20 protein-coding genes and 4 tRNA genes are annotated in these 23548 nt (G+C 64.8%); 20 read left to right on the top strand and 4 right to left on the bottom strand.

Annotated features, from left to right (window positions below; all coding sequences use genetic code 11):
• Positions 1 to 28 precede the first annotated feature (28 nt).
• The 15 genes from APH33_RS14160 to APH33_RS14230 all read left to right on the top strand — a co-directional run bounded on the left by APH33_RS14160 (position 29) and on the right by APH33_RS14230 (position 13594).
• Positions 29 to 2722: a FimV/HubP family polar landmark protein gene (locus tag APH33_RS14160; RefSeq protein WP_054885747.1), complete on the top strand. Its 2694-nt coding sequence runs from the start codon at positions 29 to 31 to the stop codon at positions 2720 to 2722.
• A gap of 137 nt (positions 2723 to 2859) precedes the next feature.
• Entirely contained in the window at positions 2860 to 3714 is an 855-nt protein-coding gene (gene truA / locus APH33_RS14165) for a tRNA pseudouridine(38-40) synthase TruA (protein WP_054885748.1), read from the top strand.
• A gap of 61 nt (positions 3715 to 3775) precedes the next feature.
• Entirely contained in the window at positions 3776 to 4396 is a 621-nt protein-coding gene (locus APH33_RS14170) for a phosphoribosylanthranilate isomerase (protein ID WP_054885749.1), read from the top strand.
• Between the two features lie 222 nt (positions 4397 to 4618).
• On the top strand, positions 4619 to 5512 hold the full coding sequence (gene accD, locus APH33_RS14175) for an acetyl-CoA carboxylase, carboxyltransferase subunit beta (protein WP_054885750.1): 894 nt from the start codon (positions 4619 to 4621) through the stop codon (positions 5510 to 5512).
• Positions 5512 to 6798 (top strand): bifunctional tetrahydrofolate synthase/dihydrofolate synthase, encoded by a 1287-nt coding sequence (gene folC / locus APH33_RS14180; protein ID WP_054885751.1) that lies wholly within the window; start codon positions 5512 to 5514, stop codon positions 6796 to 6798. Before accD ends, folC begins: the two co-directional genes overlap by 1 nt.
• A gap of 4 nt (positions 6799 to 6802) precedes the next feature.
• On the top strand, positions 6803 to 7474 hold the full coding sequence (locus APH33_RS14185) for an SPOR domain-containing protein (RefSeq protein ID WP_054885752.1): 672 nt from the start codon (positions 6803 to 6805) through the stop codon (positions 7472 to 7474).
• A gap of 241 nt (positions 7475 to 7715) precedes the next feature.
• Positions 7716 to 8273 carry a CvpA family protein gene (locus APH33_RS14190; protein WP_054885753.1) on the top strand — a complete coding sequence of 186 codons (558 nt, stop codon included), beginning with the start codon at positions 7716 to 7718 and terminating at the stop codon, positions 8271 to 8273.
• 42 nt (positions 8274 to 8315) lie between these two features.
• Positions 8316 to 9821 carry an amidophosphoribosyltransferase gene (gene purF, locus APH33_RS14195; RefSeq protein ID WP_054885754.1) on the top strand — a complete coding sequence of 502 codons (1506 nt, stop codon included), beginning with the start codon at positions 8316 to 8318 and terminating at the stop codon, positions 9819 to 9821.
• A gap of 15 nt (positions 9822 to 9836) precedes the next feature.
• Positions 9837 to 11048: an O-succinylhomoserine sulfhydrylase gene (locus APH33_RS14200; RefSeq protein WP_054885755.1), complete on the top strand. Its 1212-nt coding sequence runs from the start codon at positions 9837 to 9839 to the stop codon at positions 11046 to 11048.
• Positions 11048 to 11818: an SDR family oxidoreductase gene (locus APH33_RS14205; protein WP_165837365.1), complete on the top strand. Its 771-nt coding sequence runs from the start codon at positions 11048 to 11050 to the stop codon at positions 11816 to 11818. The genes APH33_RS14200 and APH33_RS14205 overlap by 1 nt, the downstream gene beginning before the upstream one ends.
• A gap of 148 nt (positions 11819 to 11966) precedes the next feature.
• Positions 11967 to 12042 (top strand) — tRNA-Val (locus tag APH33_RS14210).
• 67 nt (positions 12043 to 12109) lie between these two features.
• Positions 12110 to 12186 (top strand) — tRNA-Asp (locus tag APH33_RS14215).
• A gap of 99 nt (positions 12187 to 12285) precedes the next feature.
• A tRNA-Asp gene (locus APH33_RS14220) sits at positions 12286 to 12362 on the top strand.
• Between the two features lie 140 nt (positions 12363 to 12502).
• A tRNA-Asp gene (locus APH33_RS14225) sits at positions 12503 to 12579 on the top strand.
• Positions 12580 to 12769: 190 nt separating this feature from the next.
• Complete coding sequence (locus APH33_RS14230; RefSeq protein ID WP_054885757.1) at positions 12770 to 13594, top strand: DUF2242 domain-containing protein; 825 nt, start codon at positions 12770 to 12772, stop codon at positions 13592 to 13594.
• Between the two features lie 224 nt (positions 13595 to 13818).
• Here the strand turns inward: APH33_RS14230 and APH33_RS14235 are convergent, their stop codons facing one another.
• Complete coding sequence (locus APH33_RS14235; RefSeq protein WP_054885758.1) at positions 13819 to 14859, bottom strand: AraC family transcriptional regulator; 1041 nt, start codon at positions 14857 to 14859, stop codon at positions 13819 to 13821.
• Positions 14860 to 14863: 4 nt separating this feature from the next.
• Entirely contained in the window at positions 14864 to 15982 is a 1119-nt protein-coding gene (locus tag APH33_RS14240; protein WP_054885759.1) for a nitrilase-related carbon-nitrogen hydrolase, read from the bottom strand.
• Between the two features lie 186 nt (positions 15983 to 16168).
• Between APH33_RS14240 and APH33_RS14245 the strand changes: the two genes are divergently transcribed.
• Positions 16169 to 18205, top strand: coding sequence for an NADPH-dependent 2,4-dienoyl-CoA reductase (locus tag APH33_RS14245; RefSeq protein ID WP_054885760.1), 2037 nt, complete (start codon positions 16169 to 16171; stop codon positions 18203 to 18205).
• A 53-nt stretch (positions 18206 to 18258) separates the two neighbouring features.
• On the top strand, positions 18259 to 19143 hold the full coding sequence (locus tag APH33_RS14250) for a 1-aminocyclopropane-1-carboxylate deaminase/D-cysteine desulfhydrase (RefSeq protein WP_054885761.1): 885 nt from the start codon (positions 18259 to 18261) through the stop codon (positions 19141 to 19143).
• Here the strand turns inward: APH33_RS14250 and cybB are convergent.
• Both cybB and APH33_RS14260 read right to left on the bottom strand, forming a co-directional pair.
• Complete coding sequence (gene cybB / locus APH33_RS14255; RefSeq protein ID WP_054885762.1) at positions 19134 to 19679, bottom strand: cytochrome b561; 546 nt, start codon at positions 19677 to 19679, stop codon at positions 19134 to 19136. The two genes, APH33_RS14250 and cybB, sit on opposite strands and share 10 nt — an antisense overlap.
• Before the next feature lie 56 nt (positions 19680 to 19735).
• A complete protein-coding gene (locus APH33_RS14260; RefSeq protein WP_054885763.1) occupies positions 19736 to 20716 on the bottom strand; it encodes a DUF1853 family protein in 981 nt (326 codons plus the stop codon).
• 88 nt (positions 20717 to 20804) lie between these two features.
• On the opposite strand from APH33_RS14260, the gene APH33_RS14265 reads away from it, so the two are divergent.
• From APH33_RS14265 to APH33_RS14275, 3 genes are read left to right on the top strand one after another with little or no spacing between them, the layout of a single operon-like run.
• Positions 20805 to 21695: an NAD(+) kinase gene (locus APH33_RS14265; RefSeq protein ID WP_054885764.1), complete on the top strand. Its 891-nt coding sequence runs from the start codon at positions 20805 to 20807 to the stop codon at positions 21693 to 21695.
• Positions 21695 to 22666, top strand: coding sequence for a metallophosphoesterase (locus APH33_RS14270; RefSeq protein ID WP_054885765.1), 972 nt, complete (start codon positions 21695 to 21697; stop codon positions 22664 to 22666). Before APH33_RS14265 ends, APH33_RS14270 begins: the two co-directional genes overlap by 1 nt.
• Positions 22663 to 23541 (top strand): rhomboid family intramembrane serine protease, encoded by an 879-nt coding sequence (locus APH33_RS14275; RefSeq protein ID WP_054885766.1) that lies wholly within the window; start codon positions 22663 to 22665, stop codon positions 23539 to 23541. The genes APH33_RS14270 and APH33_RS14275 overlap by 4 nt, the downstream gene beginning before the upstream one ends.
• Positions 23542 to 23548: the final 7 nt, after the last annotated feature.

Consider the following 23548-nt stretch of genomic DNA (forward strand, 5'->3'; position numbering starts at 1 on the left):
TGGGACGATTCATACAAGGGAAGAGGTCATGCTTCGAATTCGCAAACTGGTTCTGGCCATGGCGGCAGCTTCGGCGCTGACGTCTGGCATGGCGAATGCCCTGGGGTTGGGTGAACTGACATTGAAGTCGGCACAGAACCAGCCTCTGGACGCCGAGATCGAACTGCTCGATGTGCGCGACCTCACCGCAGCCGAAGTGGCGCCGAGCCTGGCGCCACCGGAAGAGTTCAGCAAGGCCGGTGTGGAGCTTCCAGGCTACCTCGAAGACCTGACGTTCACCCCGGTGATCAACCCCAACGGCAAGAGCGTGCTGCGGGTCACTTCCAGCCAGCCGTTGCCTGGCCCGGTGGTCAAGTTCCTGGTCCAGGTGATGTGGCCGCAGGGCCGCCTGCTGCGTGACTACAGCGTGTTGCTCGACCAGGCCAAGGCCCAGGGCCAGCAGCCTGCTGCCGGCAATGTCAACCCGGCCACCAGCAGCGCAGGCAGCTACACCACCAAACGCCGCGACACCCTGTGGCAGATCGCTGCCCGCAACACCCAGGGCGGTGGCTCGGTGCAGCAGACCATGATCGCCATCCAGGCACTCAACCCGGATGCCTTTATCGGCAACAACATCAACCAGCTGAAGGTGGGCCAGGTCTTGCGCCTGCCCGATCAGCAGCAGATTCAGAGCATTCCCCAGGGCGAAGCCAATCGCGAAGTGGCCGAGCAGTACGCCGCCTGGCGTGAAGGCCGGCGCCTGGGGCCGCGTGCACGGCAGCTGGATGCCACCCGCCGCGGTGCCGCCGATGCCGCGCCCGAGCGTATCGCCCAGGGTGACAACCTGCGCCTGGTCAGCCCCGGCACGCAGGCTGGCGGCAACAGTGCCAAGGCCATCAGCGACACGCTGGCGGTGGCCCAGGAAAGCCTGGATACCAGCCGTCGTGACAACGAAGAATTGAAAAGCCGGGTGAGTGACCTGCAGAGTCAGATGGACAAGCTGCAGAAGCTGATTCAGCTGAAGAATGACCAGTTGGCGCGCCTCGAAGCCCAGGGGGCGGCAGCTGAAGCACCGCCTGCGGGCGCCTTGCCGGGTGAGCCGGCCCCTGCGCAGCCACCTGCGGCAGGTTTGGCCCCGGCCGAACCGGTGGTCGCGCCAGCGCCGGCAGCAGTCGATACGGCCCCGGCTGCAGCTCCCGCCGACGAGGTTGCGCCTGCACAGCCAGGTGCCATCGATGAGATGCTGGCCAATCCTGTGGTGCTGGGCCTGATCGCCGGCTCCGCGTTCCTCGTGCTGTTGCTCCTGCTGTTGCTGCTGGCGCGCAAGCGCAAGGCGCAGCAAGAGGCGGAAAAACACCTGCGCATGGCCCGCGCGCTGGCTGAGGAAGGCGAGCGCAGCCCGGACCTCGACCTGCCACCGAGCAGCTTCGATGGGCTGGAAGTGTCCGCGCCGAGCGTCACCCTGTCGCCTGCCGTGGTGGCGGCTTCTGCTGCCGCTGCCGTGGCCGCGGAAAAACCGGCCGCCCCCGCACCTGCGGCCGCGGTTGCCGAGCCCGAGCCGGTACAGGACCCGAATGCCGAATTGCTGGCTGAGGTGGATCTGAGCCTGTCGCGTGGTCGCCTGAACCACGCGGCCGACCTGCTGGAAGCAGCAGTGGCGGCGCAGCCGGAGAATGACACCCTGCGCCTCAAGCTGATGGACGTTTACGCTCGCCAGGGCGACCACAGCGCTTTCGTCGAGCAGGAGCGCAAGCTGCCTGGCAGCGAAGCGAACACGGCGCAGGTCAACAGCCTCAAGGAGCGCTACCCGGCCATGCTGGGGCTCGCTGCCGCCGCTGGCGTGGGGGCTGCGGCACTGGCCGCGGAAATGGACGAGCAGTATGTCCAGGAGTTGCTGCAGGAACAGCCGCAAGCGCCAGCCGAAGCGCAGCCTGAGCCGCAGGCGGTGGTCGAGCCGGAGCCGGCAACTGAGCCTGATCTGGAAGCAGCCGCCGAGGCTTTCACCGAGACCTCGGTACTCGATGATAACGACCTGGACAGCGCCTTCGACCTGAGCCTCGGGGATGATCTGCCGTTAGATGATCAGCTCGAGCCGCCGACGCTGGATGAGCCGTCACTGGCTCAAGCGCAGGTGCCCGCTGAACCGGCAGCCGTGGCGCCGGAAACCGATGCCGATGCCGATTTCGAAGCCTTGCTGGCCCAAGCCCAGGCCGAGCCGCAGAGCGTCGACGACCTGGCCGATTTCGACCTGTCCGATTTCGATCTTGACAGTGGCGAGGCGGCTGCCCCGGCTGCGGCGGAAGAAGAGCCGGTGGATGTCGCCGCCGAACTGGCAGCCTTCGACACGCTCCCGGAATTCGAGCCGATTTCCGAGCTGGAACTGCCGGAAGACTTCGATCTTTCGTTGTCACTGGAAGACGACTCGCCGGCGGCCAAGAGTTTTGCCTCGGAGCTGAACGACGTCAACGCCGAGCTGGACAAGCTGTCGCAGAGCCTTGAGTCGCCATCCCTGGAGCCACACTTCACCGCCGAGGACGCCGCAGCCGAACCCGAGCCGCTGGATGACCTGGACTTCGACTTCTTCTCCGGTGCCGACGAAGTGGCGACCAAGCTCGACCTGGCGCGTGCCTATATCGACATGGGCGACCATCAAGGGGCTCGTGACATCCTCGACGAAGTGGTCAAGGACGGTGATGACGGCCAGCGTCAGGAAGCCGAAGAGATGCTCTCGCGCCTGGTCTGAGTGCGCCTTCGATGGCCTCTTCGCGGCTTCAGTCGCGAAGAGGCCATCGAAGCTCATGCAAAATCAATGGCAGCCCTACACGGCTGCCGTTGTCGTTATAATCCCGCCATTCCGTATCACCCACAGGTTTCACGCTCTTGGACATCATCGACACTGTCGGCTCCGAATCGGCCGCCGAAGGCTTCACCCGCATTGCCCTGGGTGTGGAATACAAAGGCTCGCGCTATCGCGGCTGGCAGCGCCAGGCCAGCGGCGTGCCCAGCGTCCAGCAGGCCCTGGAGCAGGCGCTGTCGAAGGTGGCCGACGAGCCGATCAGCGTCATCTGTGCCGGGCGCACAGATGCCGGCGTGCACGGCTGCGGGCAGGTCGTGCATTTCGATACCCGCGCCGTGCGTGACGAGCGCGCCTGGACCCTGGGCACCAATTTCAACCTGCCCCACGACATCAGCGTGGTCTGGTCGCGGCCGATGCCGGCGGACTTCCATGCGCGCTTCAAGGCTTGTGCCCGGCGCTACCGCTATGTGATCTACAACGACCCGATTCGTCCTGCGCACCTGGCCGAGGAAGTGACCTGGAACCACCGCCCGCTCGACGTCGGGCGCATGGCCCAGGCCGCCCAGTACCTGCTCGGTACCCATGATTTCAGCGCCTTCCGCGCCAGCCAGTGCCAGGCCAAGTCGCCGATCAAGCATATCCACCACCTGCGTGTGACCCGCCATGGCCAGATGATTGTCCTGGACGTGCGTGCCACCGCTTTCCTGCACCACATGGTGCGCAATATCGCCGGCGTGCTGATGACCATCGGTGCGGGTGAGCGTCCGGTCGAGTGGGCGCGCGAGGTGCTGGAAGGGCGTAACCGCCGCGAGGGCGGCGTTACCGCGCACCCTTACGGCTTGTACCTGGTGCAAGTGGAGTACCCGGAAGAGTTCCAGTTGCCGCAGCGTTACATCGGTCCACACTTTTTGACCGGTTACGAGGCGTTGGCCGACTGACGCGTCAAAAGTCATTTGCTAACATCGGGCCCTTCACAAGTTCACTCAGGGTTTGCAGTCCATGAGCAACGTTCGCAGCAAGATCTGCGGGATTACCCGCATCGAGGACGCGCTGGCCGCCGCCGAGGCGGGCGCCGATGCCATCGGCTTCGTCTTCTATGCCAGGAGCCCGCGTGCCGTGGACGTGCGCCAGGCACGGGCGATCATTGCCGAGCTGCCGCCGTTCGTGACCACGGTCGGGCTGTTCGTCAACGCCTCGCGTTGTGAGCTGAACGAGATCCTCGAGGTGGTGCCCCTGGACCTGCTACAGTTCCACGGCGATGAGACCCCGGCTGATTGCGAAGGCTATCATCGCCCCTGGATCAAGGCGCTGCGGGTGCGCCCCGGCGATGACCTGGAGGCCGCCTGCCAGCGCTATGCCGGCGCCCGCGGCATTCTCCTCGACACTTACGTGGCCGGTGTACCAGGTGGTACCGGCGAGGCCTTCGACTGGTCGCTGGTCCCGGCGCGGCTGAGCAAGCCGATCATCCTCGCGGGCGGGCTGTCGGCCGGCAACGTCGGCCAGGCAATCGCCCAGGTGCGCCCGTATGCGGTGGATGTCAGTGGCGGTGTGGAGCAGGCCAAGGGCATCAAGGATGCAGCGAAGATCGAAGCCTTCATGCGTGCGGTGAAACAGGCGTGACCGCAGATGTGACGGCTGGCGGCGCGCCATCGTCCATAGGTTTCGCAGCCCTGCGGGGCGGCCAGCGGCAAGCCGCGTGGCCAAACGACAGATTGAAGACGGCGCGGTGCGCAGGCAGTCCCTGTGGCCGGGTCGTCATCGTTTCATAGAAGAATTTGAGCTCAAGGGCAGGGCATGGCCGGCCAGTCCGGTCCCCGTCCGCCAATACTGGAGAAAGAAAGCATGAGCAACTGGTTAGTCGACAAACTGATCCCTTCGATCATGCGTTCCGAGGTGAAGAAGAGCTCGGTGCCGGAAGGCCTGTGGCACAAGTGCCCGGCCTGCGAGGCCGTGCTGTATCGTCCGGAGCTGGAAAAGACCCTGGATGTCTGCCCCAAGTGCAACCACCACATGCGCATCGGCGCACGTGCCCGCATCGACATCTTCCTCGACCCGGAAGGCCGCGCCGAACTTGGTGCCGAGCTGGAGCCGGTCGACCGCCTGAAGTTCCGTGACGGCAAGAAGTACAAGGACCGCCTGGCCGGTGCGCAAAAGCAGACTGGCGAAAAAGACGCCCTGATCTCCATGAGCGGCACCCTGATGGGCATGCCGATCGTGGTCAGCGCCTTCGAGTTCTCGTTCATGGGGGGCTCCATGGGCGCCATCGTCGGTGAGCGTTTCGTGCGTGCCGCCAACTACGCCCTGGAAAACCGCTGCCCGATGGTCTGCTTCTCCGCCTCCGGCGGTGCGCGTATGCAGGAAGCGCTGATCTCGCTGATGCAGATGGCCAAGACGTCGGCCGTGCTGGCACGCTTGCGCGAAGAAGGCATCCCGTTCATCTCGGTGCTGACCGACCCCGTCTACGGCGGCGTTTCCGCCAGTCTGGCAATGCTTGGCGACGTCATCGTCGGTGAGCCGAAGGCCCTGATCGGCTTCGCCGGTCCACGTGTGATCGAGCAGACCGTGCGCGAAAAACTGCCGGAAGGCTTCCAGCGCAGCGAGTTCCTGCTGGAGCATGGCGCCATCGACCTGATCATCTCCCGTGGCGAACTGCGCCCGCGTCTGGCTCGCCTGCTGGCCCAAATGACCGGCCAGCAGACCCCGGAACAGGCCCGTGAGGTCGCTGCGGTCGCGTGATGAAACAACGATCCCTGGGCGAGTGGCTCGCCTACCTCGAGCAATTGCACCCCTCGGCCATCGACATGGGCCTGGAGCGGTCGCAGAAGGTGCTTGCCCGGCTGGCGCTGGGCAAACTGGCGCCACGGGTGGTCACCGTGACCGGTACCAACGGCAAGGGCTCGACCTGCGCCTTCGTGGCCTCGCTGCTGCGGGCCCAGGGGCTGAAGGTGGGGGTGTACAGTTCGCCCCACCTGTTGCGCTACAACGAACGGGTGCTGATCGATGGCCAGCAAGCCAGCGATGAGCGCCTGTGCGAGGCCTTCGCCGCCGTCGAGGCGGCGCGGGGCGAGATTTCCCTGACCTACTTCGAGATGGGCACGCTGGCGGCGTTCTGGTTGTTCTACCAGTCGCAGCTGGATGCCGTGGTGCTCGAAGTGGGGCTCGGTGGCCGCCTGGACACCGTGAACGTGGTGGATGCCGACCTGGCGCTGGTAACCAGCATTGGCGTCGACCATGTCGAATACCTTGGCGATACCCGCGAGCAGGTGGCCTTCGAGAAGGCTGGCATCTTCCGCCAGGGCAGGCCGGCGCTGTGCGGTGACCTCGATCCGCCGCAGCCGTTGCTGGACAAGGCCGCCGAACTGGCGGCGCCGCTGTTCCTGCGCGGCCGTGATTTCGATCTGGCAAGCTGCGAAGGCGGCTGGGACTGGCGCGGCGTCACTGCAGATGGCAAACCGGTAGCATTGCACGGTTTGCCGCTGCTCGACCTGCCCATGGAAAACGCTACCCTGGCCCTGCAGGCCTACCTGCTGATGGGCTTGCCGTGGGAAGCCGGGCAGATCCGTCAGGCCTTGCTCGACACCCGCATCACCGGCCGTCTCGACCGTCGCCAGTTGACCTGGCAGGGTAGGCGCGTGGAGCTGTTGCTGGATGTCGGGCACAACCCGCACGCCGCCGAATATCTGGCCCGCCGCCTGGCTGCGCGTCCATTGAAGGGGCGGCGCCTGGCAGTGTTCGGCCTGCTCGCCGACAAGGACCTGCACGGCGTCATCGCGCCGCTGCACGGCTTGGTCGACGAGTGGGCGGTGGCGCCGCTGCATACCCCGCGCAGCCGTCCGGCTGGCGAATTGGCCGCTGCCTTGACGAACCACGGCGCTGCGGTGAAGTCTTACCCCAGCGTCGACGCAGCCCTTGAAGGGCAATGCGCGCAGGCGACGGCGGATGATCAGATTCTGCTGTTCGGTTCGTTTTTCTGTGTCGCCGAGGCCCTGGAATGGCTGGAGCGGCAGGCCCTGGAGGGGTGACTAGATGGCAGTGCTGGACAAAGGGATGAAGCAGCGCATGGTGGGTGCGTTGGTGCTGGTGGCGCTGGCGGTGATTTTCCTGCCAATGCTGTTCACCCGCCAGGACGAGATGCGCCAGGTACATGTCGACGCCCCGCAGGCGCCGGCCATGCCGACCCTGCCGGAGGTCAAGGTTGAGCCGGTGACGGTGCCGGAGCCGCAGCCGCTGCCTGAACAGCCCGAGCAGACCGAGCAGCCGCCAGTGGTGGTCAGCGAGTCGACGGCGCCGGTGAAGGCGCCGAGCCAGCCGATCACGCCGTCGCCGCAGGCCCAGGTGCAAGCCCAGCCCAAACCGCAGGCGGCAGCGCAAACGCCAGCACCCGCTGCCAAGCCGGCCGCGCCAGTGCCGACTGCACCAGCGCCTGCACCTGCACCGTCGAAGATCGATGCCAATGGCCTGCCGGTAAGCTGGTCGATCCAGCTGGCCAGCCTGTCCAGCCGGGCCGGTGCCGAGAACCTGCAGAAGACCCTGCGCAGCCAGGGCTACAACGCCTACATCCGTTCGGCCGGTGGCATGAACCGGGTGTATGTCGGGCCGTTGATCGAGCGTGCCGAGGCAGACAAGCTGAAAGACGTGATCAACCGCCAGCAGAAGCTCAATGGCTTCGTGACGCGCTTCCAGCCTGAAAAAGGCTGAGTGCAGCGCGGCCCCTGTAGGGGCGGCCTCGTGTCGCGAAAGGGCCGCAAAGCGGCCCAAGATTTCAGCGAAATAGCGAAATTGCCGGGGCTGCTCTGCAGCCCTTTCGCGACACAAGGCCGCTCCTGCAGTAGGGGATGCAGGCCTGAAAAGCTGACTCAGGGATCCACCTGACATTCCGCTTACTCCCAGCCTTTTGCTCTGGTAAAATGCGCCGCCTCAAACGTCTGCAGGCAGCACCGTGGCCTTTACCCTGGTTGATTGGGCGATCATCGCGATCATCGCCGTCTCCACACTGATCAGTCTCAAACGCGGCTTCGTCAAGGAGGCCCTGTCCCTGCTCATCTGGATCGTCGCAGGGGCGGTTGCCTGGATGTTCGGTGGTTCGCTTTCGGTGTACCTTGAGAGCTATATCCAGACGCCGTCGATGCGCACCATCGCCGGCTGCGCCATTCTTTTCGTCGCCACCTTGCTGGTGGGCGCCATGCTCAACTTCCTGATCGGCGAGCTGATCCGCGTGACCGGGCTGTCCGGCACCGATCGTTTCCTCGGCATGGCCTTTGGTGCCGCGCGCGGGGGCCTGCTGGTGGTGGTAGCGGTCGGCCTGCTCAGCCTGGGGCCGGTGCAGCAAGACAGCTGGTGGCAGGAATCTCGCCTGATACCACAATTTCTATTGGTCGCTGACTGGTCGAAAAACCTGATCCTGGGTTTCACTCATCAGTGGTCTTCAAGTGGGGTGATCAGCGCTCCGGCTGATCTTCCATTCAAGGAGCAGTTGCTCGGGCCGGCAAAGCCCTGAGTGCTGTTCGTTCAAGTTTTATCAAAGTAGGGGTTGCGTCGCATGTGTGGCATCGTCGGTATCGTCGGTAAGTCGAACGTCAATCAGGCGCTGTATGACGCGCTTACGGTCCTCCAGCACCGCGGCCAGGACGCTGCCGGTATCGTGACCAGCCACGACGGCCGGTTGTTCCTGCGCAAGGACAATGGCCTGGTGCGCGATGTCTTCCAGCAGCGCCACATGCAGCGCCTGGTCGGCAACATCGGCATCGGCCATGTGCGCTACCCGACTGCGGGCAGCTCGACGTCGGCCGAGGCTCAGCCGTTCTACGTCAACTCGCCGTATGGCATCACCCTGGCGCACAACGGCAACCTGACCAACGTCGAGCAGCTGGCCAAGGAGATCTACGAGTCCGACCTGCGCCACGTCAACACCAATTCCGACTCGGAAGTGCTGCTGAACGTGTTCGCCCATGAGCTGGCCGTGCGTGGCAAGCTGCAGCCGACCGAAGAAGACGTGTTCGCCGCGGTTTCCCACGTGCACAGCCGTTGCGTCGGCGGCTACGCGGTCGTTGCTATGATCACCGGCTACGGTGTTGTCGGCTTCCGTGACCCGAACGGCATCCGCCCGGTGGTGTTCGGCCAGCGCCACACCGACGAAGGCGTGGAATACATGATCGCCTCGGAAAGCGTCGCCCTCGACGTGCTCGGCTTCACCCTGATCCGCGACCTGGCGCCGGGCGAAGCGGTGTACATCACCGAGGAAGGCCAGCTGTTCACCAAACAGTGCGCCGATGCGCCGAAGCTGCAGCCGTGCATCTTCGAGCACGTCTACCTGGCCCGCCCGGACTCGATCATCGACGGTATCTCGGTGTACAAGGCCCGTCTGCGCATGGGTGAAAAACTCGCCGACAAGATCATGCGCGAGCGCCCGGAACACGACATCGACGTGGTCATCCCGATCCCGGACACCAGCCGTACTGCAGCGCTGGAGCTGGCCAACCGCCTGGGCGTGAAGTTCCGCGAAGGCTTCGTCAAGAACCGCTACATCGGCCGTACCTTCATCATGCCTGGGCAGGCCGCCCGCAAGAAGTCGGTGCGCCAGAAACTCAACGCCATCGAGCTGGAATTCCGCGGCAAGAACGTGATGCTGGTGGACGACTCGATCGTGCGCGGCACCACGTGCAAGCAGATCATCCAGATGGCCCGCGAAGCCGGCGCCAAGAACGTCTACTTCTGCTCCGCAGCCCCTGCGGTGCGCTACCCCAACGTCTACGGCATCGACATGCCGAGTGTTCACGAACTGATCGCCCACAACCGTACCACCGAACAGGTGGCCGAGTTGATCGGCGCCGACTGGCTGGTCTACCAGGACCTGCCGGACCTGATCGACTCGGTCGGTGGCGGCAAGATCAAGATCGATCACTTCGATTGCGCAGTGTTCAACGGTGAATACGTCACCGGCGACATCGACGAAGCCTACCTTGACCGTATCGAGCAGGCCCGTAACGACCTGGCCAAGGTCAAGAACCAGGCGGTCAGCGCGATCATCGACCTCTACAACAACTGATTTGGGAGCGACGGCATGACGGATCAATGGGATGCCGGGCGACTGGACAGTGACCTCGAGGGTGTCGGTTTCGACACCCTGGCGGTGCGCGCCGGTCAAAACCGTACACCGGAGGCCGAGCACAGCGAAGCGCTGTTCCTGACCTCCAGCTATGTGTTCCGCACGGCGGCCGATGCCGCTGCGCGCTTTGCCGGCGAAACGCCGGGCAACGTCTACTCGCGCTACACCAACCCGTCGGTGCGTGCCTTCGAAGAGCGCCTGGCGGCCATGGAAGGCGCCGAGCAGGCCGTGGCCACCTCCACCGGCATGGCGGCGATCCTCGCCGTGGTCATGTCGCTGTGCAGTGCCGGCGACCACGTGCTGGTGTCGCAGAGCGTATTCGGCTCGACCATCAGCCTGTTCGAGAAGTACTTCAAGCGCTTCGGTGTGCAGGTGGACTACGTGCCACTGGTCAACCTCGCTGGCTGGGAAAAGGCCATCAAGGACAACACCAAGCTGCTGATCGTCGAGTCCCCGTCCAACCCACTGGCCGAGTTGGTCGACATTCCTGCGCTGGCTGAAATTGCTCACGCCCGTGGTGCCATGCTGGTGGTGGACAACTGCTTCAGCACCCCGGCCTTGCAGCAGCCGCTCAAGCTGGGTGCCGACATCGTGTTCCACTCGGCCACCAAGTTCATCGACGGCCAGGGCCGTTGCATGGGCGGTGTGGTCGCCGGCCGTGCCGAGCAGATGAAGGAAGTGGTGGGCTTCCTGCGCACAGCAGGGCCGACCCTCAGCCCCTTCAACGCCTGGATCTTCACCAAGGGCTTGGAAACCCTCAAGCTGCGCATGCGTGCGCACTGCGAAAGCGCCCAGGTCCTGGCCGAATGGCTGGAGCAACAGGAGGGCGTGGAGAAGGTGCATTACGCCGGCCTGCCAAGCCACCCGCAGCATGAGCTGGCCAAGCGCCAGATGAGCGGCTTCGGTGCGGTGGTCAGCTTCGAAGTCAAGGGTGGCAAGGAAGGTGCCTGGCGCTTCATCGACGCTACCCGGGTGATCTCGATCACTACCAACCTGGGTGACAGCAAGACCACCATCGCCCACCCGGCTACCACCTCCCACGGCCGCCTGACGCCGCAGGAGCGAGAAGCGGCGGGCATCCGCGACAGCCTGATCCGGGTTGCCGTGGGCCTGGAAGACGTGGCTGACCTGCAGGCGGACCTCGCCCGTGGGCTGGCGGTTCTCTGATGGAAATCCGCGGCGGTGTACCGGGCCATAATGGTCGGGTTGCCCTGGTCACCGGTGCCGCCCGCGGCATTGGCCTGGGTATTGCCGCCTGGCTGATCTGCGAAGGTTGGCAAGTGGTGCTCAGCGACCTCGACCGTCAGCGCGGTGCCAAGGTGGCCAAGGCGCTGGGCGAAAACGCCTGGTTCATCACCATGGACGTGGCCGACGAGGCCCAGGTCAGTGCCGGGGTGTCCGAGGTGCTCGGTCAGTTCGGGCGGCTGGATGCGCTGGTGTGCAACGCGGCCATTGCCAACCCGCACAACCAGACCCTCGAAAGTTTGAGCCTGGCGCAATGGAACCGGGTACTGGCGGTCAACCTCAATGGGCCGATGTTGCTGGCCAAGCATTGTGCGCCGTACCTGCGCGCGCACAATGGTGCGATCGTCAACCTGACCTCGACGCGTGCCCGGCAGTCCGAACCGGACACCGAGGCCTACGCGGCGAGCAAGGGTGGCCTGGTGGCCTTGACCCATGCGTTGGCCATGAGCCTGGGGCCGGAGATCCGCGTCAACGCGGTGAGCCCGGGCTGGATCGATGCCCGTGACCCGTCCCAGCGCCGTGCCGAACCCTTGACCGAGGCCGACCATGCCCAGCATCCGACGGGCAGGGTGGGTACGGTGGAGGATGTGGCAGCCATGGTCGCCTGGCTGCTGTCGCGCCAAGCCGGGTTCGTCACCGGCCAGGAGTTCGTGGTCGACGGCGGCATGACCCGCAAGATGATCTACACCTGAGCAGGCAGCGGTAAGGCAAGGGGACCGAAAGGTCCCTTTTGCGTTTTTGCCTTTTTTGAAAAAAATTCAACGGGGCTATTGACTTAGCATCGGCACCTGCGTAAATTTCGCGGCCTCAGCGAAGCAAACGCAACAAGCAACATCGCGAGGGTGATTAGCTCAGCCGGGAGAGCATCTGCCTTACAAGCAGAGGGTCGGCGGTTCGATCCCGTCATCACCCACCACTTCCTGAGACTGTTTCTAGCGCTGGACGCTTCCGATGAAGCCGATAGCCGGAGAGAAACGCACTGCGCAGCGGTAGTTCAGTCGGTTAGAATACCGGCCTGTCACGCCGGGGGTCGCGGGTTCGAGTCCCGTCCGCTGCGCCATTTTTCAGTAACAGATGGGTGCCTGGCACCGGTCTGGAGCCGAGGGCGAAATGCCTGAGGCTGATCCCAGTTTCAATCAGGCGCAAGCCTGAACGATACGCAGCGGTAGTTCAGTCGGTTAGAATACCGGCCTGTCACGCCGGGGGTCGCGGGTTCGAGTCCCGTCCGCTGCGCCATCTTCGTTTCGAGGTCCCTAGAACACCTTGAAGCACACACAAACGAAGCGATCAGACGTCGCTTTTTTTGTGCCTGCCCCGAGGCCATCGCGCCGCAAGGGTAGACCCAAGTTTCAATCGGGCGCAAGCCTGAATGATACGCAGCGGTAGTTCAGTCGGTTAGAATACCGGCCTGTCACGCCGGGGGTCGCGGGTTCGAGTCCCGTCCGCTGCGCCATCTTCGCCTCAAGGCCCCTTGAACGCCTTGAAGCAACGAAAAAGCGACCTTCGGGTCGCTTTTTTCGTTTCTGCGCCCTGCTGGCGACCAGATTTACACGATCCTGACACACTCTTCACCGATCAACGGTTCCTGTGCTTGCCTGCAGTGATGCACAATAGACCTCTTTTTGACTTACCCGGAATTCGCAATGACCAGATCATCCGTCTTTGGTGCGCTCGGGCTGGCCCTGGTGCTGGCGGGCGTGACCGGTTGCTCTTCGAAGAAAGCCGCCATCTACGAGCACGAGAACTTCGACGACTCGGGGACCTACTCGCGCAGCTTCCCGGTGACCGATGCCGGCTCCTGCGAAGCGGCGCGTCGCGCGTTGCTCAGCCAGGGCTACATCATCACCAGCAGTGGCGCCAACCAGGTGATGGGCAACAAGAGCTTCCAGCAGAACAGCGAAAACCACCTGCAGATCAGCTTCAACGTGACCTGCGCGCCAGACGTCAACGACGACAAGCGTTCGACCATGTTCGCCAACGCCTTGCAAGACCGTTACAGCCTGAAGAAGTCCAACAGCTCTGCCAGCCTGGGTGTCGGCGTGCTCGGTTCGGTATCCATGCCGATCGGCTCCAGCGATGACTCGATGGTCAAGGTCGCCAGCGAGACGGTGACGGCGGCGCAGTTCTATGATCGCTACTTCGCCCTGGTCGAAAGTTTCCTGCCGAAACCGAAGAAGGTCGCCAAGGCCAAGGTCGAAGCGCCTGCGCCAAAGCCTGAGAAGCCGGCGCCAGACCTGGGCTTGCCGGAGCAGGCCTCGGCAGCCCCGGCCGTTGCAGCGCCGGCGCCTGCGCCATTGGTTGAAGCCGCTCCCGCACCTGCGGCGGCTGTGCCTGCCAGTGAAGCCGCAGCCAAACCCGTGGTCGATGATAGCCAGGGTTCGCAACCGGTGGCACCGCCAGCAGAGGCCGCACCGATCCAGGTGCAGCAGGATACGCAGCCTGCGCAGGAGGCACCGGCGTCGCTTTAATTCGCTGTTACAGAAGCTTGGCGATAACTTCCTGAACGCCTGCTACGTTTACCACTCATAAGCTTGTCATCATTCCTTCACCCGGCCCGTTTAGGTTGAAGGCATGACCAATGAAGACAGATGAGAAGAGGACGCAGGACGATGGATGACTATCAGGAAGAGCTGCTCGAGTTTCAGGCTTTCGAACTGGATCCGCCAGAACCGGCAGACGACGCCACGGAGCTTTAACCTGCCCGCCGCTGGCTGCGGCGAAATTCCCCCGGCGTAAGGCCCGTCCAGCGCTTGAATGCGCGTTGGAAGGCCTCTGCCGATGCAAACCCCAACAAATAAGCGATCTCGCCAAAGGCCAACTCCGTATCGCGGATGTAGGCTTCGGCAAGGTCGCGTCGCGTGTCGTTGAGCAGGTCACGAAAGCGCGTGCCTTCTTCCGCCAGCTTGCGCCGCAGCGTCCAGGTGGGCAGTTGCAAGCGCAGCGCCACTTCTTCCAGGTCAGGTTCACGGCCGCCATTGAGCAGCGGGCCGAGGAGATGGGTAATGCGCTCGCCCAGGCTGCGCACGCGAGTGCGCTGGAGCATTTCTGCTTCACACAATTGCAGCAGGTGGCTGAAGGTGCTCGGGCAATGCTGTGGGTTGGCCTGCTCGAGCGTGCTGCGGCTCAGTCGCAAGCGGTTGGCGCTGGTGCCGAACTGCACCGGTGTGCTGCACAGGGGCTGGTACGCGGCGGCATAGTCAGGGGCATCGAATTCGACTTCCAGGCGCTCGGCCTGCACAGGGACGCCAGCCAGGGCGGCAAGCTGCGCAAGCCAGCCCGCCAGCAGCGAATCGACCACGAAGCGGTTGTAGTCGTTGTAGGGGCTGATCGAGTAGAAATGCAGCCACGCGCCTTGGGGGTCTTCCTGATAGCTGGAGTGGCCACGGTAGTTTGCCGCGTAGAGTGGCTCGAAGCGCAGCAGCGTACGGGCTGCCTCGCCCAGGGTCGGAGCCTGGGCTGCCGTGACGCCGGCCAGCCCGGCCTGGGCCAGGCGACTGAGGCGTCCCATGCGCAGGCCCAGCGCTGGCTCGCCACACAGCGCGATGGCCGCATGCCCGAGGTGCATGTAGCGCGGGATCGACAAGCGCGCGCCCGCTTCGGCCAGGCGTGCGGCATCGAGCCCGTATTGCTGCAACAGCGACGCAGGATCATGGCCTTGCTCGCGCAGCGCTTCAGCCAAGGGTTGCACGAAACCCACCGAAAGGTCGCCCAGGCGCACGCGGGGGCGGTTCATGTGCCTACAGCCACAGGTTCAGCAGGCGTGCGCCGCGGCTGGGAGGCCCTGCCAGCAATTCACCTGCCTGATGGGCGAAGCCCTGGCCATCGCTGCCTTGCTCCCAGAACTGCCCACGCATGAACACGCTCATGCTGCTGACGCCGTCACCTGCTGCCTGGGTCAGACGCTGCCAGGCGGCCTGCTCGCTGACCTCGCCGCGTTGCAGGGGCAGTTCGGCAGCGGCGTCCTGGTGGCGATTGCCGCGCCAGGGGGTATCCCAACTGTCTTTGCCGCTGAGAAATACCGGATTGGCAATCAGTTTCACCTGTTGCTGCTGCAACTGACGCTGGTTCTCGGGGTACCAACTGTCACTGCCGATCAGCACGCCAAGGCGCCCGGCGGGGGTTTGCAACACTTGCAGCGGGAAATGCCTGCCGTGGTGGATGTAGCGCCGTGTTTCGCTGTCGGGGTATTGCTGGTGTTGCGGTTGGCCAAGCGGTGAGCCGTCTGCGGCGAATACCAGGCTGCTGTTGAACAGCGGCCCGTGCCCAATGTGCAGTACACCTTGTTCAACATAAGGGGCGGGCAGCACGATCGAGCCTGCCACCAGGGTCACGCCGAACTCCTTGGCCAGGCCGCCGAACAGTTGCTGGTAATCGCTGGCCATCTGGCGGGCCTTCATGCGCAGGTGGGCATCGGCGCGCCGGTCATCGCCATTGGCGCTCAGCATGGCCAGGCCATAGAGCAGCGGGTTGCTCAGCTCCAGCCATTGCTCGGCGTCGCGATTGCGGGTGGCCTGGAACAGCTCGTTCTTTTCGCCCCGTGCCCACAGCCAGGTGCCGATGTGCTCCGGCAGTACCACGACCGTGCGCGGGCCGATCAGGCCTTGGGCGCGCGCTTGTTCCAGGTAGGCGGAAAGCTTGCGGTGCAGCCGTTGCAGGCTCTGGTAGTCGCTGGGGAACAGCAACGGCTCGATACCGAGCAGGTTGCCGTGCTCGCCGGGCACGCCATGGTTGAGCGCCAGTTCGATGCGCAAATCGGAGAGGTAATGGCCCTCCGGGCGCTGTTGGGTCCAGAAACCGTAGCCGCACAGAGCGGTGATCATTACCAGCGCCAGGGCGCCTGCCAGGAGTTTTCGCATCAAGCGGTACAGCGCCTTGGGAATCGAGGGTTCCCTAGGGTAGTCCCGCTGCGCGGGAGGATCAATAAGTTGTCAGTTTCGATCATTGAGCGCGTTCAAATGGCTGTTTACTGTCGCAGGCAGACAAACGACGGGGCCCGCCGAGGTACCCGCACTCCGTGATCACGCCACCTGGGGAACCGTACCATGGCTGCCGACCGCTACCCGCATTTGCTGGCCCCGCTCGATCTGGGCTTCACCACCTTGCGCAACCGCACCCTGATGGGCTCGATGCACACTGGCCTCGAGGAGCGCCCGGGCGGTTTCGAGCGCATGGCGGCCTATTTTGCCGAGCGCGCCCGTGGCGGCGTCGGCCTGATGGTCACAGGCGGTATCGCCCCGAACGATGAAGGCGGGGTGTACTCCGGCGCGGCCAAGCTCAGTACCGAGGAAGAAGCCGACAAACATCGCATCGTCACCCAGGCCGTGCATGAGGCCGGCGGCAAGATCTGCCTGCAGATCCTGCATGCCGGCCGCTACGCCTACAGCCCGCGCCAGGTGGCGCCCAGCGCGATCCAGGCACCGATCAACCCGTTCAAGCCCAAGGAGCTGGATGAAGCGGGCATCGAGAAGCAGATCGCCGACTTCGTCAATTGTGCCGTGCTGGCCCAGCGTGCCGGCTACGATGGCGTCGAGATCATGGGGTCCGAAGGCTACTTCATCAACCAGTTCCTCGCCGCCCACACCAACCATCGCACCGACCGCTGGGGTGGCAGCTACGAGAACCGCATGCGTCTGGCGGTGCAGATCGTCACCCGTGTGCGCGAGGCCGTAGGGCCAAACTTCATCATCATCTTCCGCCTGTCGATGCTTGACCTGGTCGAAGGCGGCAGCACCTGGGACGAGATCGAGGTGCTGGCCAAGGCCATCGAGCAGGCCGGCGCGACCCTGATCAACACCGGTATCGGCTGGCACGAGGCGCGCATCCCGACCATTGCCACCAAGGTGCCGCGTGCGGCGTTCAGCAAGGTCACCGCCAAGCTGCGCGGCGCCGTGAACATTCCGCTGATCACCACCAACCGTATCAATACCCCGGAAGTGGCGGAAACCGTGCTGGCCGAGGGCGATGCCGACATGGTTTCGATGGCCCGGCCGTTCCTCGCCGACGCCGACTTCGTCAACAAGGCGGCCGCAGGGCGTGCCGACCAGATCAACACCTGCATCGGTTGCAACCAGGCCTGCCTGGACCACACCTTCGGTGGCAAGTTGACCAGTTGCCTGGTCAACCCGCGCGCCTGCCACGAAACCGAGCTCAACTATCTGCCGGTACGTGCCGTGAAGCGCATCGCCGTGGTCGGCGCTGGCCCTGCCGGCCTGGCAGCGGCCACCGTCGCGGCCGAGCGTGGCCATGAAGTGACGCTGTTCGATGCCGCCAGCGAGATTGGCGGGCAGTTCAACGTGGCCAAGCGGGTACCGGGCAAGGAGGAATTCCACGAGACTTTGCGCTACTTCCGTAACAAGGTGAAAAGCACCGGCGTCGATCTGCGCCTGAATACCCGGGTCGATGTGCAGGCGCTGGTAGCGGGTGGCTACGACGAAATCATCCTGGCTACCGGTATCGCGCCGCGTACCCCGGCCATCCCTGGTGTCGGGCATGCCAAGGTGCTCAGCTACCTGGACGTGCTGCTCGAGCGCAAAGCGGTGGGCAAGTCGGTCGCGGTGATTGGTGCGGGCGGTATCGGTTTCGACGTTTCCGAGTACCTGGTGCATCAGGGCGTGGCCAGCAGCCAGGACCGCGACGCGTTCTGGAAAGAGTGGGGGATCGATACCCACCTGGAGGCACGCGGTGGCGTTGCCGGGATCACGGCCGAGCCGCATGCGCCGGCGCGCCAGGTGTACCTGTTGCAGCGCAAGAAAACCAAGGTCGGCGACGGGCTGGGCAAGACCACGGGCTGGATTCACCGTACCGGGCTGAAGAACAAGCAGGTGCAGATGCTCAATGGCGTCGAGTACCTGCAGATCGACGATGCTGGCCTGCACATTCGCGTTGGCGAAGGCGAACCGCAGGTGTTGGCGGTGGACAACGTGGTGATCTGCGCCGGGCAGGAGCCGTTGCGCGAGCTGCATGAAGGGCTGGTTGCGGCGGGGCAATCGGTGCACCTGATCGGCGGTGCCGATGTGGCGGCCGAGCTGGATGCCAAGCGGGCGATCAACCAAGGCTCTCGACTGGCCGCTGAGCTCTGAGAACGCCGGGGCCGCAAAGCGGCCCCGGCGATTTCACTGATAAACTCCGCTCCATGCATTTACCTCAAGCTCCACTACAGCGTCTGAATCTACCTTGGCTGACAAAAGCCAAAGTTCAAGCCGCCATCCTGCGCCTGGACCTGATCGATCCCCTGATCAGCGGCAACAAGTGGTTCAAGCTCCGCCACCACTTGCAGCATGCCGATGGCGCAGGCGCCCCCGGCCTGATAAGCCTCGGCGGCAACCACTCCAACCACCTGCACGCCCTGGCTGCCGCAGGCAAACGCTTTGGCTTCGCCACCGCCGGCCTGCTGCGCGGCCACCGGCAAGACACCCCGACGGTGCGCGACCTGCAAGCACTGGGCATGCAATTGCACTGGCTGGGCTACGGCGGTTATCGGGCACGTCATCAGCCGGGCTTCTGGGAGCTTTGGCAGGCTCGATATCCAGGCTGGCATTGTATTCCCGAGGGCGGCGGCGGGACGGCGGGTGCCGAAGGGTGTGCGCTGATCGTTGAGCAAGCCCGTTCGCAGCTGTCAGCGCTGGGGTGGTCTGGCTACGACGCCTGGTGGCTGGCAGCAGGTACCGGCACCACCGTGGCCGGCCTTGTACGTGGCGAAGCAGGGGACCACCTCGTGCATGGCGCCCTGGCGGTGCCGCAGGGTCATGGCGTGGCGCAGACAGTCGCTGCACTGGCTGGCTCACAAGGCTACCAACTGCACGACGCCAGCCGCGGTGGCTTTGCCAAGTTCGATGATGATCTGCTGGCCTTCATCGCTGAGGGTGAGCGGCACTCTGGCGTGCCGCTGGAAGCCGTGTATACCGGCAAGGCCTTGCTGGCCCTGCATGATCAGGTCGAGGCCGGGCTGTTCGCGCCCGGTACCCGCCTGATCTTCGTCCACACCGGTGGCCTGCAGGGCCGGCGCGGTTACTTGTAGGGCAGCATGCGCAGCAGCGTGTTGTCGCGTTGCACGTAATGGTGGTACAGCCCGGCCAGTGCATGCAGGCCGATCAGCCAGTAACCCCAGCTAGCGACCCGCTCGTGCCAGCCCTTGATGAACTTGGCCTGGTCAGGGTCAGGGCCGATAAGGTGCGGCAGCTCGAGGCCGAAGAAGGGCACGGGTTTGTCGGCGGCACTGAGGATCAGCCAACCGGCCACGGGCAGGCCGATCATCAAAAGGTACAGCGCCAGATGCACCAGGTGGGCAATGCCTGTCTGCCAGGCCGCTGGCTTGGGCACGATCGGCGGGGTCGGGCGGCTCAGGCGCACGGCCAGGCGCAGCCAGACCAGCACGAACACACTCAGGCCAAGCATGAAGTGCAGGTCTTTCATCAGGTTGCGTTCAGCGCTGTCCTTGGGGAACAGGCCGCGGAATTCGATACAGGCGTACACGGCGGCCAGCAGCAGAACCATCAGCCAGTGCAGGGCGATGGACAGGCGTGCGTAACGGGGTGCTGGGGTGGATGAAACCATGATCGGTCCTCGTCATCGGTTGGTAATGGCGCTCTTGGTGGCGCTCAGATAGCACTCTACTGGCTATTTGAAACAAATCTTTGCGCTGGGTCTGTGAAAATTCTGTTGTCAGGTAAATGTGGCCAACAATCCGCCACCAGAAACACCCGCTCGACTTCCTGCCAGGCGCCCTCGCCATCCGGCTCCAGCCTGACCAGCAACTGCGCCGGGGCATGCTCATCCAGCCCGGCCAGCCAAGCCTCGAACTGCGGCACGCTCCAGCATGCGTCGGGCTCTGCCCGTGCCGGTGCCAGCCAGGCATGCCTCGGCAACGGTTGCCAGCGTTGGTCTGCTGTGGTTTCCCAGTGCTGTCGGCGTACCCAGCGCCCGCGCAGATGCTCGGGATTGGCACCCGCAGGCGCCTCGGCGTGCCCCGGCCATGGATAGAACAGGTAGCCACCAAGCCACAAGTGCGCCTGCACCTGGTCGGCCCCTACGGCAGCCATTGCTTCGCGACTCCGCGCATCCGCCGACATGGGCAGCTGGTGCCCGGCCAGGTGGGCCAGTTTGCTGCCGAGGCGATCGTGGCAGCCAGGCCCGAGCCAGTGCGCCGGATCACCTCCGTTGCCCGCGCTCGGCCCCAGGTAAAGTTTGATGGCCAACTCCAGATGATGCGTGCCCTCGCCGTCGCGCAGCAGAATGTCCAGCTCGCCCAGGGTCCGTCCCCCCGTGCGAATCGCCAGGTTGGACGCCAGCAGCTCGACCCCGGGCGCTTGTTTCAGGGCGAACTGCCACAGAGCTTCGTAGTACAGCCCCAGGCGCCGGCTGGTGATCCTTGCCAGCCAGTCGCGCAAGGGCAGGTCATCGGCATCCAGTGCGCGCAACCAGTCGTGCAGGTGCTGCGGATCGGCCGCCCAGGCGCTACCCGCCAGCGGATGGCGCTGGGGGCAGGGCGGGGCGCTGAGTAGCGCGGGCGACAGCAGGGTCCACGCCAGGTCGCGCACGGCAGGTCGGCGCAAGCGACGGGGCAGCTCATGGAACTGGGCGAAAGGCGTCATGCTGCGAGCATAGCCGGTTTGCCGCTACCCGGTCGTTTCGCCCATAATCGCGACATCGTCACCCGCCGCAGAGCCTTGCAGGAGCCCCATGGAGCAATTTCGCAATATCGGTATCATCGGCCGCCTTGGCAGCTCGCAGGTGCTCGACACCATTCGCCGACTGAAAAAATTCCTCCTCGAGCGCCATCTGCACGTGATCCTCGAGGACACCATCGCCGAAGTGCTGCCCGGCCACGGCCTGCAAACCTCCACGCGCAAGTTGCTGGGCGAGGTCTGCGACCTGGTCATCGTGGTCGGTGGCGACGGCAGCCTGCTCGGTGCCGCCCGCGCCCTGGCCCGGCACAATGTGCCGGTGCTGGGTATCAACCGCGGCAACCTGGGCTTCCTCACCGATATCCGCCCGGACGAGCTGGAACAGAAGGTTGCCGAAGTGCTCGACGGCCATTACCTCGTGGAAAACCGCTTCCTGCTGCAGGCCGAGGTGCGCCGCCATCACGAGGCCATTGGCCAGGGCGATGCGCTCAACGACGTGGTCCTGCACCCGGGCAAGTCGACGCGGATGATCGAGTTCGAGATCTACATCGACGGCCAGTTCGTCTGCAGCCAGAAGGCCGACGGCCTGATCGTCGCCACCCCGACCGGTTCCACCGCCTACGCCCTGTCGGCCGGTGGACCGATCATGCACCCCAAGCTCGACGCCATCGTCATCGTGCCGATGTACCCGCACACCCTGTCGGGGCGGCCGATCGTGGTCGACGGCAACAGTGAGCTGAAGATCGTGGTGTCCAAGGAGCTGCAGATTTACCCGCAAGTGTCCTGCGATGGCCAGAACCACTTCACCTGCGCGCCGGGCGACACCATCACGGTCAGCAAGAAGCCGCAGAAGCTGCGCCTGATCCACCCGCTCGACCACAATTACTATGAGGTGTGCCGCACCAAACTCGGCTGGGGCAGCCGCCTGGGAGGCAGGGACGACTGATGCTCGATCCGGCGCGCAGTTTCGACATCATCGGCGACGTGCACGGGTGTGCACTGACCCTCGAACGCCTGCTCGACGCCCTCGGCTACAAACGTGTCGGCGGGGTCTGGCGTCACCCGTGGCGTCAGGCGCTGTTCCTGGGCGACATCGTCGACCGTGGCCCACGCATCCGCGAGGCGCTGCACATCGTCCATGACATGGTCGAGGCCGGCCAGGCGTTCTGCATCATGGGCAACCACGAGTACAACGCGCTTGGCTGGGTCACCCCGGCACTGCCCGGCAGCGGCAAGTCGTTCGTGCGCGAACACACCCCGCGCCACGCCCGGCTGATCGACGAAACCCTGACCCAGTTCGCCCATCACCCGGGCGACTGGCACGACTTCGTGCAGTGGTTCTATGAACTGCCGCTGTTCGTCGATGCCGGGCGCTTCCGCCTGGTGCACGCCTGCTGGGACCCACGGTTGATCGAACCGCTGCGTCAGCAGTACCCGGGCGGGCGTATCGACGAGCACTTCATCCAGGCGTCGGCGGTGCCCGGCAGCTTTGCCGCCACCGTGTGCAACCGCCTGCTGCGCGGCACCGACATGCGCCTGCCGGACGGCTTGACCCTGACCGGCGGCGACGGCCTGACCCGCGCCTTCTTCCGCACCAAGTTCTGGGAAGAAGACCCGCAGACCTACGGCGACATCGTCTTCCAGCCTGATGCGCTGCCCGAAGACGTAGCCCGGACGCCACTGAGCCACAGCGAAAAAAATGCCCTGCTGCGCTACGCCGAGGACGAACCCCTGCTGTTCGTCGGCCACTACTGGCGCAGCGGCCGCCCGGCACCGATCCGTGCCAACCTGGCGTGCCTGGACTACAGCGCGGTGCTGTATGGCAAGCTGGCGGCCTACCGGCTGGATGATGAAACCCGCATCGACCCGCACAAGTTCGTCTGGGTCGACGTCGAACGCCCCCAGGCCAACCAATGAAAATCATCGAAGTGATGCGCCTGCCGCTGTCGGTCGACCTCAGCGGCTTCGTCCACCTGCTGCAGCGCCTGCAGGTACCGCACCGGGTCAGCGAGGAGGGCGAGGAGCAGGTGCTCTGGGCCCCCGACACCCTGGTTGCCGACGTGCGCGAGCTCTACCAGCGCTTCCCCGACGGTAACGCCGACGTGCAACTTGCGCCGGACCCTCTGGGAGCGGGCGTGCCCGCGAAAGCCCCATCCTTGGCGGACCAGGCCAAAGCCTGCAAGGTCACCGCCACCATCCTCGTCCTGTGCCTGATCGTCGCCGGCCTCACCAGCCTGGGCGACAACCTCGACGCCATCAGCTGGTTCACCTTCCTCGACTTTCGCGTCCAGGGCGAGTACCTGCATTTCACCCCATTGGCCCAGGGCCTGGCCGAAGGCCAATGGTGGCGCCTGGTCTCGCCCATGCTGCTGCACTTTGGCGTGCTGCACCTGGCCATGAACGGCCTGTGGTACTGGGAGCTGGGCAAGCGTATCGAGCTGCGCCAGGGCCCCTGGCTGCTGCTCGGCCTGACCCTGCTGTTCAGCCTGGTGTCCAACCTGGCCCAGCACTACACCAGTGGGCCGAGCCTGTTCGGCGGCCTGTCCGGCGTGCTGTACGGTCTGCTCGGCCACGTCTGGCTGTACCAGTGGCTGGCGCCCAACCCCTATTTCAACCTGCCCAAGGGCGTGCTGGTGATGATGCTGATCTGGCTGGTGATCTGCCTGACCGGCGTGGTCGGCCAGCTTGGCTTCGGCCAGATCGCCAATGCCGCCCACGTCGGCGGGCTGCTCATCGGATGCCTGACCGGGCTCTTGGGCGGGGCGCTGGCCCGGCGTAAACTGTCGGCTTGAATCAGGA

This window comes from Pseudomonas sp. NBRC 111130, assembly GCF_001320485.1.
GTDB lineage: Bacteria > Pseudomonadota > Gammaproteobacteria > Pseudomonadales > Pseudomonadaceae > Aquipseudomonas > Aquipseudomonas vlassakiae.

Coding starts and splice junctions, on each gene's coding strand:
- APH33_RS14160 (WP_054885747.1), top strand. CDS start 29: ATGCTTCGAATTCGCAAACTGGTTCTGGCCATGGCGGCAGCTTCGGCG.
- APH33_RS14170 (WP_054885749.1), top strand. CDS start 3,776: ATGAGCAACGTTCGCAGCAAGATCTGCGGGATTACCCGCATCGAGGAC.
- accD (WP_054885750.1), top strand. CDS start 4,619: ATGAGCAACTGGTTAGTCGACAAACTGATCCCTTCGATCATGCGTTCC.
- folC (WP_054885751.1), top strand. CDS start 5,512: ATGAAACAACGATCCCTGGGCGAGTGGCTCGCCTACCTCGAGCAATTG.
- APH33_RS14185 (WP_054885752.1), top strand. CDS start 6,803: ATGGCAGTGCTGGACAAAGGGATGAAGCAGCGCATGGTGGGTGCGTTG.
- purF (WP_054885754.1), top strand. CDS start 8,316: ATGTGTGGCATCGTCGGTATCGTCGGTAAGTCGAACGTCAATCAGGCG.
- APH33_RS14200 (WP_054885755.1), top strand. CDS start 9,837: ATGACGGATCAATGGGATGCCGGGCGACTGGACAGTGACCTCGAGGGT.
- APH33_RS14205 (WP_165837365.1), top strand. CDS start 11,048: ATGGAAATCCGCGGCGGTGTACCGGGCCATAATGGTCGGGTTGCCCTG.
- APH33_RS14230 (WP_054885757.1), top strand. CDS start 12,770: ATGACCAGATCATCCGTCTTTGGTGCGCTCGGGCTGGCCCTGGTGCTG.
- APH33_RS14235 (WP_054885758.1), bottom strand. CDS start 14,859: ATGAACCGCCCCCGCGTGCGCCTGGGCGACCTTTCGGTGGGTTTCGTG.
- APH33_RS14240 (WP_054885759.1), bottom strand. CDS start 15,982: ATGCGAAAACTCCTGGCAGGCGCCCTGGCGCTGGTAATGATCACCGCT.
- APH33_RS14245 (WP_054885760.1), top strand. CDS start 16,169: ATGGCTGCCGACCGCTACCCGCATTTGCTGGCCCCGCTCGATCTGGGC.
- APH33_RS14250 (WP_054885761.1), top strand. CDS start 18,259: ATGCATTTACCTCAAGCTCCACTACAGCGTCTGAATCTACCTTGGCTG.
- cybB (WP_054885762.1), bottom strand. CDS start 19,679: ATGGTTTCATCCACCCCAGCACCCCGTTACGCACGCCTGTCCATCGCC.
- APH33_RS14260 (WP_054885763.1), bottom strand. CDS start 20,716: ATGACGCCTTTCGCCCAGTTCCATGAGCTGCCCCGTCGCTTGCGCCGA.
- APH33_RS14265 (WP_054885764.1), top strand. CDS start 20,805: ATGGAGCAATTTCGCAATATCGGTATCATCGGCCGCCTTGGCAGCTCG.
- APH33_RS14270 (WP_054885765.1), top strand. CDS start 21,695: ATGCTCGATCCGGCGCGCAGTTTCGACATCATCGGCGACGTGCACGGG.
- APH33_RS14275 (WP_054885766.1), top strand. CDS start 22,663: ATGAAAATCATCGAAGTGATGCGCCTGCCGCTGTCGGTCGACCTCAGC.